At 69.2% G+C, this 14,286-nt stretch carries 12 protein-coding genes; 6 read left to right on the top strand and 6 right to left on the bottom strand.

Annotated elements, in window-relative coordinates; all coding sequences use genetic code 11:
- The first annotated feature begins 31 nt into the window (after nt 1-31).
- Nucleotides 32-1,075, top strand: a complete 1,044-nt coding sequence (locus F1654_RS07730; protein ID WP_150022949.1) for a glycosyltransferase family 2 protein — start codon at nt 32-34, stop codon at nt 1,073-1,075.
- 76 nt (nt 1,076-1,151) lie between these two features.
- On the opposite strand, the gene F1654_RS07725 is transcribed toward F1654_RS07730, so the two are convergent.
- From F1654_RS07725 to F1654_RS07710, 4 genes are read right to left on the bottom strand one after another with little or no spacing between them, the layout of a single operon-like run.
- Nucleotides 1,152-1,613, bottom strand: a complete 462-nt coding sequence (locus F1654_RS07725; protein WP_150022948.1) for a DUF1178 family protein — start codon at nt 1,611-1,613, stop codon at nt 1,152-1,154.
- Nucleotides 1,610-2,434, bottom strand: coding sequence for a carbon-nitrogen hydrolase family protein (locus F1654_RS07720; protein ID WP_150022947.1), 825 nt, complete (start codon nt 2,432-2,434; stop codon nt 1,610-1,612). The genes F1654_RS07725 and F1654_RS07720 overlap by 4 nt, the downstream gene beginning before the upstream one ends.
- Nucleotides 2,431-2,697 (bottom strand): glutaredoxin 3, encoded by a 267-nt coding sequence (gene grxC, locus F1654_RS07715; RefSeq protein ID WP_150022946.1) that lies wholly within the window; start codon nt 2,695-2,697, stop codon nt 2,431-2,433. The genes F1654_RS07720 and grxC overlap by 4 nt, the downstream gene beginning before the upstream one ends.
- Nucleotides 2,698-2,727: 30 nt before the next feature.
- Entirely contained in the window at nt 2,728-3,513 is a 786-nt protein-coding gene (locus tag F1654_RS07710) for a ComF family protein (protein ID WP_150022945.1), read from the bottom strand.
- Between F1654_RS07710 and F1654_RS07705 the strand changes: the two genes are divergently transcribed.
- Nucleotides 3,501-4,448 (top strand): methyltransferase domain-containing protein, encoded by a 948-nt coding sequence (locus F1654_RS07705; protein ID WP_150022944.1) that lies wholly within the window; start codon nt 3,501-3,503, stop codon nt 4,446-4,448. The two genes, F1654_RS07710 and F1654_RS07705, sit on opposite strands and share 13 nt — an antisense overlap.
- Here F1654_RS07705 and mutS read toward each other — a convergent pair.
- Entirely contained in the window at nt 4,445-7,129 is a 2,685-nt protein-coding gene (gene mutS, locus F1654_RS07700) for a DNA mismatch repair protein MutS (protein WP_150022943.1), read from the bottom strand. The genes F1654_RS07705 and mutS overlap by 4 nt on opposite strands.
- Before the next feature lie 184 nt (nt 7,130-7,313).
- On the opposite strand from mutS, the gene F1654_RS07695 reads away from it, so the two are divergent.
- The 4 genes from F1654_RS07695 to F1654_RS07680 all read left to right on the top strand — a co-directional run bounded on the left by F1654_RS07695 (nt 7,314) and on the right by F1654_RS07680 (nt 12,456).
- Nucleotides 7,314-7,682 (top strand): hypothetical protein, encoded by a 369-nt coding sequence (locus tag F1654_RS07695; protein WP_150022942.1) that lies wholly within the window; start codon nt 7,314-7,316, stop codon nt 7,680-7,682.
- A gap of 141 nt (nt 7,683-7,823) precedes the next feature.
- Nucleotides 7,824-8,060 carry a hypothetical protein gene (locus F1654_RS07690; protein ID WP_150022941.1) on the top strand — a complete coding sequence of 79 codons (237 nt, stop codon included), beginning with the start codon at nt 7,824-7,826 and terminating at the stop codon, nt 8,058-8,060.
- A gap of 60 nt (nt 8,061-8,120) precedes the next feature.
- Nucleotides 8,121-10,085, top strand: coding sequence for a serine hydrolase domain-containing protein (locus F1654_RS07685; RefSeq protein WP_199200505.1), 1,965 nt, complete (start codon nt 8,121-8,123; stop codon nt 10,083-10,085).
- 79 nt (nt 10,086-10,164) lie between these two features.
- Complete coding sequence (locus F1654_RS07680) at nt 10,165-12,456, top strand: NADP-dependent malic enzyme (RefSeq protein ID WP_150022939.1); 2,292 nt, start codon at nt 10,165-10,167, stop codon at nt 12,454-12,456.
- Between the two features lie 23 nt (nt 12,457-12,479).
- Here F1654_RS07680 and F1654_RS07675 read toward each other — a convergent pair whose 3' ends face one another.
- The gene (locus F1654_RS07675) at nt 12,480-14,192 is read right to left on the bottom strand and encodes a carboxylesterase/lipase family protein (RefSeq protein ID WP_199200504.1); all 1,713 of its coding nucleotides are present in this window, start codon (nt 14,190-14,192) and stop codon (nt 12,480-12,482) included.
- Nucleotides 14,193-14,286: the final 94 nt, after the last annotated feature.

The following is a 14,286-nucleotide window of genomic DNA, read 5'->3' as shown; positions in this document are numbered from 1 at the left end:
CCCGAAAGGGCGGGGCGCGCATCAAGCCAGCATGCGCGCCCCTGCTTCCCTCTCCCCCGCCGATGTCACCATACTGATCGTGGCTCACCGCAGCGCCGCGACCATTCCCCATGTCATCGCCGCGCTGGAGGCCCAGACCCTGGCCCCTTCGCGGGTGCGGCTCCTGGAGAACGGCTCGGCGCAAGGCGAGCGGGTGGAGCCGGAGGGCCTGCCGGACTGGGTGGAATTCATCGACGGGGCGGACAATCTCGGCTTCGCCGGCGGCAATAACCTGCTGGCGCGCGGCGTTGAGACGCGCTGGCTGCTCCTGCTCAATCCCGACGCCTATCCCGAACCGGACTGGCTTGAACAGATGATGGCGGCGGTGCAGCGCTGGCCGGAGGCAGCCCTGTTCGGGTGCACCCAGCACGCCCATGGCGCGCCGGGCGTGCTGGACGGGTGCGGGGATGTGTATCACTTCACCGGCCTGCCCTACCGGTCCGGCTACGGCAAGGCGATGGATCCGCCAGGCGAGGGCGAGGTGTTCGGCCCGTGCGGCGCGGCGGCCCTGATCCGGCGCGACGTGTTCGAGGCGCTCGGCGGCTTCGACGAGGATTATTTCTGCTATGTGGAGGACGTGGATCTGGCCGCCCGCGCCCGGCTTCTGGGCCACCGCGCCATCCAGGTGCGCGAGGCGGCGGTGAGCCATGTGGGCTATTCATCCACCGGGCGGCGCTCGGCCTTCGCCACCTATCACGGCGCGCGCAACCGGCTGTGGACCTTTTTCAAGGTGACGCCGGGCTGGCTGTTATGGGTGCTGGCGCCGGTGCATCTGGGCGTGACGGCCCTGCTCTGGCTGTCGGCGGCGCGCTTTGGCCAGTTCGCCCTGTTCGGCAAGGCTTTGCGCGACGCGCTTGCCGGCTGGCCCGGCCTGATGGCCAAACGCCGCGCCCTGCAGCGCGCGCGCGTCATCACCCCGCTGAGCTATGCGCAAATGCTCAGCTGGAACCCGCTCAACCTGCTCACCCGCGCGCCGGTTATCCGTGAGCGCCCTGTTGCGGGCCAGGCCGCCCATGGCAAGCCGCCCGCGTCGTGATCAGATGCGAAACAGGCCTTTTGGGTCAGGCGCACTGATCCTTTTTAAGCGGCGCAGCCCAGACCCAGCCCGGCGGTCAGTTCGCCTTCTTGGCCGGGACCGGCGCGAACGCGGCGGGCAGGGGCGCGCAGGGCACGCCCTCCTCGGCCAGCTGTTCGCGCTCGGCCGGACTGGTCTCGCCATAGATCAGGCGCTCAGGGGTTTCGCCGGCGTGGATGGCGCGGGCCTGGCGCGCGAAATCATCGCCCACATAGTCGTAATGGCTGCGGATATGGGCCTGCACCTTGCGCGCCAGCGTTTCGAAATCGGGGCCCTGATTGACGCTGGGCGTGGCGGCCTCGCTCGATACTGCCGGGCGCGCCTCCCGGCTGCGCGACGTGCGCACGGCGGGCGCCATGACCTGCTTGCGCACGGCGGTGGAGCCGCAGACCGGGCATTCCACCAGCCCGCGCGCGGCCTGGTCGTCATAGGCGCCGGAACTGGAAAACCAGGCCTCGAAGCCGTGATCGGCGTCACAGACCAGCGCGTAGCGGATCATGGGCCGGTGATCTCCCGGCCGCCCTTGAGCGCCGGGATGCGCAGGCGCGCGCGCAGCGCGTCCTCCGGGTCGATTTCGGCATAAAGCAGCCCCGGCTCGTCATGGGCCAGCTGGGCGATGATCTCGCCCCAGGGTCCGATCACCATGGAATGGCCCCAGGTCTTGCGCCCGTCCTCATGCTTGCCGCCCTGGGCGGGGGCGAGGATGAAGCTGCCGGTCTCGATGGCGCGCGCGCGCAACAGCACCTCCCAGTGCGCCCGTCCTGTGGGGCGGGTGAAGGCGCTGGGCACGGTCATCACCGTGGCGCCCGCCTTGGCCAGGCGCCGGTAGAGATAGGCGAAGCGCACATCGTAACAGATGCTCAGCCCCAGCTTCAGCCCCGCCGCCTCCGCCATCACCGCCCGGTCGCCGGGGGCGAAATTCTCTGATTCCGAATAGCTCTCGCCGGCGCCCAGATTCACATCGAACATGTGGATCTTGTCATAGCTGGCCTTCAGCGCGCCGTCCGGGCCGAACAGGCAGGAGCGGTTCACCGCCCGTCCGTCCGGCCCCAGCAGGGCCAGCGAGCCGGCCAGCACGTCAATGCCCAGCGCCTGGGCGGTGTCGGAAAAGCGCACCAGGGACGGGTCTTCGCGCGGGGTGCGCAGCGCATCAAACAGGGCGGACGGATCGCGCTGGACCAGATTGGTGATCTCCGGCGTGATCACCAGGCGCGCGCCTTCGGCGGCGGCCTCGCGGATCATCGCTTCGGCGTCATCGATATTGCGCGCCGGATCGGTCCCGGAGCGCATCTGCACCAGGGCGATCTTCACCGCGCTCATGACGCGCGCGCCCCGTCCAGCAGGGCGTCCAGCTCGCCCGCCTGCTCCAGGGCCATCATGTCGTCACACCCGCCCACATGGCGCTCCGCGATGAAAATCTGCGGGAAGGTGCGCGCCCCGCCCGCACGCGCGATCATCTCCGCCTTGGCCGCAGGATCAAACCCGGCCTCGATCTCTTCGAACGCCACGCCCTTCTTCTTGAGCAAATCCACCGCCCGGGCGCAATAGGAACAAAAAGGGCGGGTATAGATGGTCACGGCCATGGCGGCGCTCTCCGGTAACAACAACGCCTCTTATTTAATGAGGTTCACCGGTTTCACAACGCGCGCCAGCGTGATCGCGCGCACCTGCGCCGCCCCGGCGCGTTTCAGCGTCCGGGCGCAGGCATTGAGCGTGGCGCCGGTGGTGTGGACATCATCAATGATCACCAGCCGCGCACCCGCAATCTCGCCCTCGCGGCCCTTACGCACCGCAAACGCCCCGGCCATATTGCGCACGCGCCCCTTGGCGCTCATCCCGCCCTGGCTGGGCGTGGCGCGCACGCGCTGCAGCACATGGGGCGCCACCGGCAGCCCGCTGACCTGAGAGACGGCATTGGCCAGCAGAAGCGACTGATTGAAGCGCCGCTGGCGCAGGCGGCGCGGATGCAGCGGCACGGGGATCAGCGCATCGGCGCCTGAAAGGCATTCGGCGCCCGCCCGCGCCATCCAGCGCCCGAACGCGTCCAGCCCGTCGGTGCGCCCGGCATGTTTGAGCCCCAGCGCCAGCGCCCGGCTGGCGGGTTCATAGACGAAGGCGGCGCGCGCCCTGTCAAAGACCGGCGCGCGCGCCGTGCAGGCCGGGCAGATCATCCCTGCGCCGGACGGATAGGGAAACGGCACGCCGCACACATCACACCAGGGCGGGGCCAGAAACCGGATCGCCGCCCAGTCTTCGGGGTCCAGCAGGCCCGGCTCGCTCACCGCCCGCCCCGACAGGGGCGAAAGCGGCGGCCAGACAAGGTCGGCCAGACGCATCAGCACCGCTGCGGCTTTGCCTGCCGCGTCAAAGCGTGCATATCCCGCCCATGGCCGCTTCATCTTCAGCCTCCGCAAACGCCTCCGACACCCCGCCGCGCCTGTTCGACCGGGCGCTGGTGCGCCGCCGCCGTGATCGCGCCGCGCGCGAATTTGCATCCTACGACTTTCTTCATGCGCGAGTCGCCGATGATCTTCTCGACCGGGTGGAAAGCGTGGCGCGCGATTTTCCCGTGGCGCTGGTGCTGGGCGGCGGCGGGGCGGTGGGCCGCGCCCTGAAGACCCGCCCGCAGGCCGCCGCCAAGATCGGCACGCTCATAGAGACCGATCTCTCCCCGGCCATGGCTGCGCTGGGCTCAGGCCCCGCCGTATGCCTCGACGAGGAAGCCTTGCCCGTCGCGTCCGAAAGCGTCGACCTGGTCCTCTCCTGCCTGTCCCTGCACTGGACCAATGATCTGGTGGGCGCGCTGATCCAGATCAATCACGCCCTCAAGCCCGACGGGTTTTTCGCCGGCGCCATGCTGGGCGGCGCCACCCTGACCCAGCTGCGCCAGGCCCTGCTGGCCGCCGAAAGCGAGCTGAAAGGCGGCGCCCATGCGCGCGTCTCGCCGTTCGCCGACGCCTTCGACATGGCCGGCCTGATGGGCCGGGCCGGATTCGCCCTGCCGGTCTCGGACGTGGACCGGGTCACCGCGCGCTATGGCAACGCCTTCGTCCTGATGCGCGATCTGCGCGCCATAGGCGAGACCAGCGCCCTGACCCAGCGCCCGCGCACGCCCGCCGCGAAAGCCCTGTTCGTGCGCGCCGCCCAGATCTACGCCGAACGCTTCGCCGACCCGGACGGCCGCATCCCGGCCAGCTTCGACATCCTCCACATGGCCGGCTGGGCCCCCCACGAAAGCCAACCCAAACCCCTGCGCCCGGGGTCCGCCAAGGCGCGGCTCGCCGACGCGCTGGGCGTGAAGGAGACAAGCGCAGGAGAGAAGGCGGGGGGTTAAACCATCCCCTTCAACACATAGATCAGTTCCAGCGCGTCTTTGGGGCTTAGGCCGTCGGGGTCGATGGATTTCAGGCGGTCTTCGGCGGCGCTGGGTTTGGGCGCCGGCGCGGGCGGCGCAGCGGAGAAGAGGGGGAGGTCGGCCAGCGCCGCAGCCGGGGCGCCGTCGGATTCCAGCCGGTCGAGAATCTCGCGCGCGCGGGCGACGGCGGCGGGCGGCAGGCCGGCGCGGCGGGCCACCTCGACGCCGTAGGAGCGGTCGGCGGGGCCGGGCTGGACCTCGTGCAGGAAGACCAGCTCGCCCTTCCATTCCTTGGCGCGCAGCGAGGCGTTGGCGGCGGCGTCCAGCGCGTCCACCAGGCGGGTGAGCTCGTGATAATGGGTGGCGAACAGGGCGCGGCAGCGATTGACCTCGTGCAGATGCTCCACCGCCGCCCAGGCGATGGACAGGCCGTCAAACGTCGCCGTGCCGCGCCCGATCTCGTCCAGGATGACCAGGGCGCGCGGGCCGGCCTGGTTGAGAATGGCGGCGGTCTCGATCATCTCGGCCATGAAGGTGGAGCGCCCGCGCGACAGGTCATCGGCGGCGCCCACGCGCGAGAACAGCCGGTCCACCAGCCCGATGCGGGCCCTGGCGGCGGGCACGTAGAGCCCGGCCTGGGCCATCACGGCGATCAGGGCGTTCTGGCGCAGATAGGTGGATTTGCCCGCCATGTTGGGGCCGGTGACCAGCATCAGCCGGGCCTGAGCCTGCCCCGCCCCGTCCAGCGACAGGGCGTTGGGGGTGAAGCGCGCCTCGCCGCCGCGTTTGAGCGCCGCCTCCACCACCGGATGGCGCCCGCCCTCGATCTCGAAGACCAGGCTGTCATCCACCACCGGGCGCACGGCGCCAGCATCTGCGGCCCACTCGGCATTGGCCGCGGCGGCGTCAAGCTCGGCGAGCGCGGCGGCGGCGGCGCGGATGGCCGGCGCCTGGTCTTCCACCCGCGTGCGCAAGTCTTCAAAGGCTTCCAGCTCCAGCGCCAGAGCGCGCTCGCCGGCCTGGGCGATTTTCGCTTCCAGCTCGCCCAGCTCAGGCGTGGAAAAGCGCACGGCGTTGGCCATGGTCTGGCGATGGATGAAGGCGTTGTCGCCCATCAGCGCATCGCCATGGCGCGCCGTCACCTCGATGAAATAGCCCAGCACATTGTTATGCTTGACCTTCAGGCCCGCCACGCCGGTCTGGTCGGCATAGGTCTTCTGCAACCCCGCCACCACGCGCCGGGACTGGTCGCGCAGGCTGCGCGCCTCGTCCAGCGCCGGGTCCCAGCCGGGCGCAATAAAGCCGCCATCGCGCGCCAGCAGGGGCGGCTCGTCGCTCAGCGCGCGGGCGATATCGGCGATCAGGGCGGCCAGTTCCGGACGCGCGGCCAGCGACAGCGCGTCCAGGGCGCTTGTGAGCGCAGGCGGGGCGGAGGCAAGGCCGGTCTGGCCCAGCCCGGCGATCAGGCGCTCGCCCTCTTTCAGGGCGCGGGCCAGCTGGGCGAGATCGCGCGGGCCGCCGCGCCCCAGCAGCAGCCGGGTGAGGCAGCGCGCCGGATCGCCTGCCGCTTTCAACCGCTCGCGCACGCTCAAACGCGCGGCGCGGTTGTCGAGGAAGAAGGCCGCGGCATCCAGCCGGGCGTTGATCTGACCGATATCCATGGACGGGCGCGCCAGCCGCTCGGCCAGCAGGCGCGCGCCCGGCGCGGTGACCGTACGGTCCACCGCCTCGATCAGCGATCCGGCGCGCGCGCCCTGAAGCGTGCGCTCGATCTCCAGGCTGGCGCGCGCAGCCGGGTCGATCACCATGACCGCGCCGGCCTGCTCCGAGCGCGGCGGGGTCAGGCGCGCGGGCGCGCCCGCTTGTGAGAGTTCGAGATAATCCAGAAGCGCGCCCAGCGCCGCGATCTCGGCCCGGCTGAACGCGCCGAAGGCGTCCAGGCTATGCACCTCGAAGCGCTGCTTCAGGCGGCGCTCGCCTGCGCTGGCGTCAAACTTGGCGCGCGCGCGGGGGGTGATGGCTGCGCCGGGGGCCAGCTCGGCGGCCAGGCGCGCATCCTCGTCAGCGCACAGAAGCTCGGACGGGTTCAGCGCCGCCAGCTCAGCCTCCAGCGCCGCCTCGCTATCCAGCGCGGCGGCGGCGAAACTGCCATCGGTGACATCGGCCCAGGCGAGCGCGCGCGTGCCGTCGGCCAGACGCGCCAGCGCGGCGATGCGGTTGGCACGGCGCGCTTCGAGCAGGTCATCCTCGGTCAGCGTGCCCGGCGTGACGATGCGGGTGACGGCGCGGCGCACGACAGATTTGGCGCCGCGCTTCTTGGCTTCGGTCGGGTCTTCCATCTGTTCGCCGACGGCGACCTTGAAGCCGGCCTTGATCAGGCGTGACAGATAGCTCTGGGCGTGATGAACCGGCACGCCGCACATGGGCACCGGCTCGCCCTGATGCTCGCCGCGCTTGGTCAGCGCGATGTCCAGCGCCTGGGCCGCGCGCACCGCGTCGTCAAAGAACAGCTCGTAGAAATCACCCATGCGGTAGAACAGGAGCGCATCGCTGGGCGCCTCGGCCCGCAAGTCCAGAAACTGCGCCATCATGGGCGTCGCCCCTTCCGGTGTGGGGAAGGCGCGCTGGCTGAGGCTGTCAGGATCGGCGGGGCGGGTCATCGTGCGCAAATTACCTGCGCGCGGGCGCGGAGCAAGACCTGCTTGCGGGCGCGGCGTTTGAACGCGCTGGCGCGGCGGGAAACAGGGAAACTTTTTATAAAGCGGTTGAAATCATAAGTAGCCTGAGCTACCCTTTTTTGGCTTGCAAGCAACTTCGATAACCCAATAAAGGAAGGATAATCTGATGCGTGATCTGAACGCTTTGGAAATGACCCTCGTTTCTGGGGGAAGCAGTGCTGGTGAGGACGAGCCGAAAGAAAAGCCGGAAAAAGAGGAAAGTACGGTCGTTGACGACGTAATTGTCGTCATGGCAACCGCTGCTGGTGGTGGTGCGGGCTGGCATTACGGCGCGCGCGCTGGGGCTACCATAGGTGCTCCGTTTGGTCCCGTCGGCGGCGCGATCGGCGCTGCAGGCGGTGCCGCCGCTGGGTATTGCGCTACGAACGAGGCATGCCGCGAGGCAGTCGCAAATGCGGCTTCGCAGGCTGGTGATGGGACCGCCGGACAGCATTTGGGTTCGCCGCACTATGTGCCGGCGACGCCGTTCCCCTAACACAGAGCCATGCGCCGGCCGGTCAACGGTCGGCGCATCCTCTGACTAGATCGGAGAGCGTCGGCGTGGATCGCGCGTTGAAACGCTGATTATTGAGGCTTAAGTTTCGAGACCTAGTCTCGCAGCAACAGCGAGTTGACGATGACCAAAAACACGTCGCAATCCATGAGTTTCGGGCGCATAGCGATCAGCGCCCTGACGCTGAATATCGGCGTCACGCTCGGGCTCTGGTTCGCTGCACGCGGCGATGCTTGGGACATGCTCTTGCCCGTGCTGGTCGCTACAAATCTTCTGGTGGGCGGGGTCTGGGCGGGCAGGTTGTTCTGGCGGCGTGCGCGTGCGCGGTCCAAGGCCCGTGCGCCCGCCGATTTAAGCTGACAGCCCGCCTGTCTCTCCGGCATGCTCTGGCGTGAGAGCCGGATATTCGGGGGCAGAGCCATGGCGTCATCGTTTCTTACAGCAATAGCTGGCGCACTGGCGCTGACGCTCGCCCAGGCGCCCGAGCCCGAAGCGCCTGAGGCCACCCGCGATAGCGAAGCAGTCACTCAGGAGATGGCGGCTTTCCTGGCCGGACAGGACGCCGACAGCCCCCTCATTGACATCGCCAATTTCACCGACGGCGTTGCAGCGGCCTTTCTGGCCGAGCATCCGGTTCCCGGCCTCATTGTGTCGGTGGTCAGCGGCGATGAGGTGTGGGCCGCCGGCTATGGCTATAGCGATCTTGAGGCGCGCCGCCCGGCAGGCGGGGATGATGTGCGATTCGAGATCGGATCGGTGTCCAAGACTTTCGTGTGGACCGCCGTGATGATGCTGGAGGCCGAAGGCCTCGTGGACCTGCACGCGGACGTCAACAGCTATCTCGATGACCTCCAGGTGGGGCGCGGGGGCGAGCCGGTCACGCTGGCCCAGCTGATGAGCCACCGGCCCGGGCTGGAGGACACCATGGCCCTGTTCCTGCCGGACATGGCTGTGCTGGACCGGTCCGAAGCGCTGGCGCGCATCGAACCGCGCCAGGTGGCGCCGCGCGGTGCGGCCACGGCCTATTCCAACTGGGGCTCGGCGCTGGCGGGCCAGGTGGTGGAGGACGTATCGGGCCTCAGCTATCGCGATTTCCTCTATCAGCGCCTGTTCCAGCCGCTGGGCATGCACGCCACCACCTATCTCGAGGGCGATGCGCGTGAGGACCAGCCGCCCCTGTCGGTGAGCTATCATATCCGCGCCGGCGCTCCGGTGGCTGCGGAGCGGATCGATATCGGCGCCTTCGGGCCGGCGGGCTCCATCGCCTCCACCGCCGCCGACATGGCGCGCTGGATGCAGTTCCACCTTCAGGGCGGCGAACTGGACGGCGTGCGCCTGATGCCGGCCGAAACCCATGCGCGCATGCTCACCCGGCTCTATGACGAGCGTCCCGGTTCGGACATGGCTCATGGCTTCATGCACTGGCGTGTGTCAGGCGTGGATGTGTACGGCCATGGCGGCTCGATCAACGAGTTCCTGTCCATGATGGCGTTCGCGCCGGAGCTGGGGGCGGGCGTGTTCGTATCCCAGAATGCGGCGCCGTCATTGAGCCCGGCCTTCCGCCTGCCTGATCTGGTGCTGGCGCGGTTGATCAGCCAGGCCGGGCTCGCGCGCGAACCGGGCGAAGCGCCCGAAGACGCCGCCGAACGCGCCCGCGATGCGGCGGGACGCTATATCGGCAACCGGCGGGTCCATTCGGGCGTGGAGCGCCTGTTCGCCGCTTCCGGGCTGATGACCCTTACCGCTCATGAGGATGGCGCGCTGACCTTTGTCAGCCCCATGAGCGTTGAGCGGCTGGCGCCGGCCGGGGAGGATGTCTGGCTGGACCGGCATGGCCGGGCCTATGCTGCGCTGCGCGGGCCGGACGGGCGCGTGACCGGATTCACCGACCCGATGGGCGTGCACACCTATGAGCGCGTGGGCGTCTCCACCGATCCCAATCTGCTCTTCGCCGCCATGGGGCTGGCGCTGGCCTTGTCCGTGACCACCTGGCTAGGCCTGTGGCGGCGGATGGCGGTTCCGCGCGGGCCGGGCCGGAGCGTGAGCGTGCGAGGCCGCGCCGTGTCGGTGTTCAATCTCGCCGCCGCCTCGCTGGTGATCGTGTTCCTGGTCATGGCGGGCGCCGCGGCCGGAGAGCTGTCGAGCTTCTCGCTCGAACTGATGGCCGATTATCCCCCGCCCATGCTGCGCGCGGCGATGGCGCTGGCCGGCGCGGTGACAGTGGCTGCGGTGATGGCGGTATTGGCCTGCGTCCCGGCCTTCGCCCTGTCAGGCTGGTCGGTCTGGCGCAAGATCCATCACGGCCTGTTTGCGCTGGCGCTGGGCTTCCTGGCCTGGGCGCTGGTCACCTGGGGGCTCGCCTTTGGCGGCCATGCAGGCGGCTGAGCGCAGTCAGTTTGCCGCGCCGCGCGAAGCGGTTAGGCTGCAGGCCCCGCCTTTTGCTTGAGCTTCAGGACGCCCTGCCATGACTGACCGCCGCCCCCGCGTGGACGATGAGGAAGCGCTGAACTTTCACCGCTATCCCACGCCCGGCAAGATCGCCCTGCGCGCCACCAAACCCATGGCCACCCAGCGCGATCTGTCGCTGGCCTACTCGCCGGGCGTGGCCGCGCCGGTCAAGGCGATCGCCGAAGACCCGGACGCGGTCTACGATTTCACCTCCAAGGGCAATATGGTCGCGGTGATCTCCAACGGCACGGCGATCCTGGGCCTGGGCGATCTGGGCGCCGCCGCCTCCAAGCCGGTGATGGAAGGCAAGGCGGTATTGTTCAAGCGCTTTGCCGATATCGACGCCTTCGACATCGAGGTGGACGAGAGCGATCCCGACGCCTTTGTCGAGTGCGTGCGCCGCTTCGCCGGGGTGACGTTTGGCGGCATCAATCTGGAAGACATCAAGGGGCCGGACTGTTTCGTCATCGAGCAGCGCCTGCGCGAGGCGCTCGACATCCCGGTCTTCCACGACGACCAGCACGGCACCGCCATCATCACCGCGGCGGGCATCATCAATGCCTGCCGGCTGACAGGGCGCGACATGGCCAGGCTGAAAGTGGTGGTCAATGGCGCGGGCGCGGCGGGCATCGCCGTGCTGGAGCTGATCAAGGCCATGGGCGTGGCCCATGACAACGCGATCCTGTGCGACTCCAAGGGCGTCATCTACAAGGGCCGCACCGAGGGCATGAGCCAGTGGAAATCGGCCCACGCCGCCGACACGCCCGCGCGCACGCTCGCCGAGGCGCTGGACGGGGCGGACTGCTTTATCGGGCTGTCGGTGAAGGGCGCGGTGACCAAGGCCATGGTCAAATCCATGGCCGCCGATCCGATCATCTTCGCCATGGCCAATCCCGATCCCGAGATCACGCCCGAAGAGGTGCGCGAGGCGCGTTCGGACGCCATCATGGCCACCGGCCGGTCGGACTATCCCAACCAGGTCAACAATGTGCTGGGCTTCCCCTACATCTTCCGCGGGGCGCTGGACGTGCGCGCGCGCACCATCAATGAGGAGATGAAGATCGCCGCGGTGATGGCGCTCGCCGAGCTGGCGCGCGAGGACGTGCCCGACGAGGTGGCCGCCGCCTATCACGGCGCGCGGCCCACATTCGGCAAGGATTACATCATCCCCGCCCCGTTCGACCCGCGCCTGATCAGCCATGTGCCGCCCTATGTGGCCAAGGCCGCCATGGATAGCGGCGTGGCGCGCCGGCCCATTTCCGACATGCTCAGCTACAAGGCCGCGCTGGCGCGCCGGCTCGATCCCACCGCCGCCATCCTGCAGGGCATCCAGGACGAGGTGCGCGCCCGCCCGCGCAAGACCATCGTCTTCGCCGAAGGCGAGGAGCCCGCCGTCATCCGCGCCGCCCACGCCTTCCAGAACCAGGATCTGGGCCGGGCCGTGCTGATCGGGCGCGAGGAGCTGGTGCAGGCCAATATGCGCCTTCTTGGCGTGGCCGAGGACGCCATCGAGATCGTCAATGCGCGCCTGTCAGACCATAACGGCGCTTTCGCCGACTGGCTGTTCCGGCGTTTGCAGCGGCAGGGCTATCTGCGCCGGGACGTGCAGCGCCTCGTGAACAATGACCGCAATGTCTTCGCCGCCTGCATGCTGGCCAATGGCCAGGCCGACGGCATGGTCACCGGGGTGACCCGCAATTACGCCCAGGCGCTGGACGATGTGCGCCTGGTGCTGGACGCCGCGCCGGGCGAGCGGGTGATGGGCATGTCCATGTTGCTGTCGCGCGGGCGCACCCTGTTCATCGCCGATACCAGCGTCACCGAATTTCCCTCGCCCGAGGCGCTGGCCGACATGGCGGTGGAGGCCGCCGGCGCGGCCCGGCGCTTTGGCGTCACGCCGCGCGTGGCCTTCCTGTCCTATTCCACCTTCGGCAACCCGCCCGGCGACCGGGCAGAGAAGGTGATCGAGGCGGTGCGCCTGATGGACCAGCGCGCGGTGGATTTTGAATATGAGGGTGAGCTTAACGCCGATGTGGCGCTCGATCCCGATCACCAGCGCCTCTACCCCTTCTCGCGCCTGTCGGGGCCGGCCAATGTGCTGATCATGCCGGCCATTCACTCGGCCTCCATCGCCACCAAGCTGATGGGGGCTGCGGGCGGCGCCACCGTGCTGGGGCCGATGCTGCTGGGCCTGGAAAAACCCGTGCAGATCGCCCGCCTGGGCGCAGGCGTCTCCGACATTCTCACCCTGGCCGCCCTGGCCGCCCACGATCTGTCGCGCGAGGCGGCGGAGGAGGACGCGTCCTGACCCGGCGCGTCCAGCCCTGAATCCTAACCCTGAACCGGCGCGGGGCAGTCCAGCGCCGCGCCCACATCGGCGCCCGCCTCCTCCACCCAGGACCCGATGGCGCGGGCGATCTGGCAGCGCTGGGCGGCGTCGAGGCGCGGATCGGCGGCGATATCGGCGGTGATGCGCGCGATGGAGTCCGCCCCGCGCATCAGTTCCGGCCCGCCGCTGGCGGGGCTGTCAAAGCGCATGAGCGGGCCGTCCTCGCCCGACAGGGCCGGCCAGGTGATCCCGCCCGCATCGCCCGGATCGCCGTCACGCGCGAACGCGGCCCAGTATGCGCCCATGGACGTGGCCAGCGCCTGGCGCCCGGCCCGGTTGCTGCGGTTGAAGATCACCCGGTCCAACCGGCCGAAAAGATCGAAATGGTTGAACACGAAGGGAATCTCCATGGCGTGGGCGGCGCCCAGCACGCGCGACAGATCCATGGTCAGGAACGAGCCCGCCTCGTCCCAGTCAAACCGGTAGCCCCACACGGCGTCATGGCCGGCCGCGCGCAATTTCGCCGCCGCGTCATCCACCGCGCGCACGCGCCAGACCCGCGACTGGTATTCATTGATGGCCTCATAGAAATCGGGGTCGCGCGGACTCACCAGAAAGCCCAGCCGGCGCCGGGTGAGGGTGTCGTTGAAGGCGTTGAACAGCTTCATCTCGTCACGCGTGACGCCGGTGATCAGGGGCACGGCGTTGAAGCCGTCAAGCCGGGTGAAGGCGCTGGCCAGCCCGTCGCGCGGCAGGGTGACGCCGTCGGCGATCATGCGCGGCAGGTCGCGCAGGTCCGCATCCCCGGCGAATGTGGCGTAGACATCGCCCAGCGGCGCCAGGCGCAGCGCATCGGCGCCCGCCTCGCCGCCGGTGATGCGCGTGCCCACTTCCAGCGCGGTGTTGCGCCCGCCGGCCTGGGCCTCTTCAAGCGGAACCGAATCAAAACTGCCTGACTGGATGATGGCGCGGTGGAACAGGCCGGCGGCCTGGGGCGCGGCCATCAGGCCGGCCACGTTATGGCCGCCCGCGCTTTCACCGAAAATCGTCACCCGGCCCGCATCGCCGCCAAACGCATTGATATTGGCCTGCACCCAGTCCAGCGCCGCGATCAGGTCCAGCAGGGCGAAATTGCCCGCCGCGTCGTCGGGCGTTTGCGCATCGGCCATCAGGGCGGGGTGGGCGAAAAAGCCCATCAGCCCCAGCCGGTACTGGACGACGACCACCACCACGTCCTGATCGGCGGCCAGCTGGCCGCCATCATACTGGCTGGCATGGCCCCATACATTCGCCCCGCCATGAATCCACACCATAACCGGCCGCCCGCCATTGTCCGGCCCGGCCCCGGCGGGGGCGTAGATATTGAGATAGAGGCAGTCTTCAGAGCCCACCAGATCGCCCGCCCGCGTCCCGCTGGCCTCCGCCGACAGGGCGTTGGCGATCTGGATGCAGGGTTCGGGGTGGTGCAGCGTCTCGCGCACGCCGTCCCAGTCTGGCGCCGGGCGCGGCGCACGCCAGCGCAGATCGCCTACCGGGGCGGCGGCGAATGGCACGCCGCGCCAGACATGCACGCCCTGGTCTGACCGGGTGAAGCCGGTGACGGCGCCGTGGGCGGTGTCCCGCGCCGTGTCCGGATCGGCGGCGGGGATTTCGGCGCGCTCGCCGCAAGCGGCCAGGCTGACGGCGCAGGCGAGCGCGATGGCGATGCGGATCATGACAGATACCCCCGAAAAGGCCCTTGATGGCGTTGAGGGGAGTATGGCGCCGTGAGCGGGCGCGGCAAGCAAAGCTTGGAGGCCAGACGCAAGA

It is taken from the genome of Alkalicaulis satelles (assembly GCF_008630495.1).
Taxonomy (GTDB): domain Bacteria; phylum Pseudomonadota; class Alphaproteobacteria; order Caulobacterales; family Maricaulaceae; genus Oceanicaulis; species Oceanicaulis satelles.
Note: the sequence above shows the minus strand (reverse complement) of the source record. Positions and strands in the feature narration are given on the sequence as shown.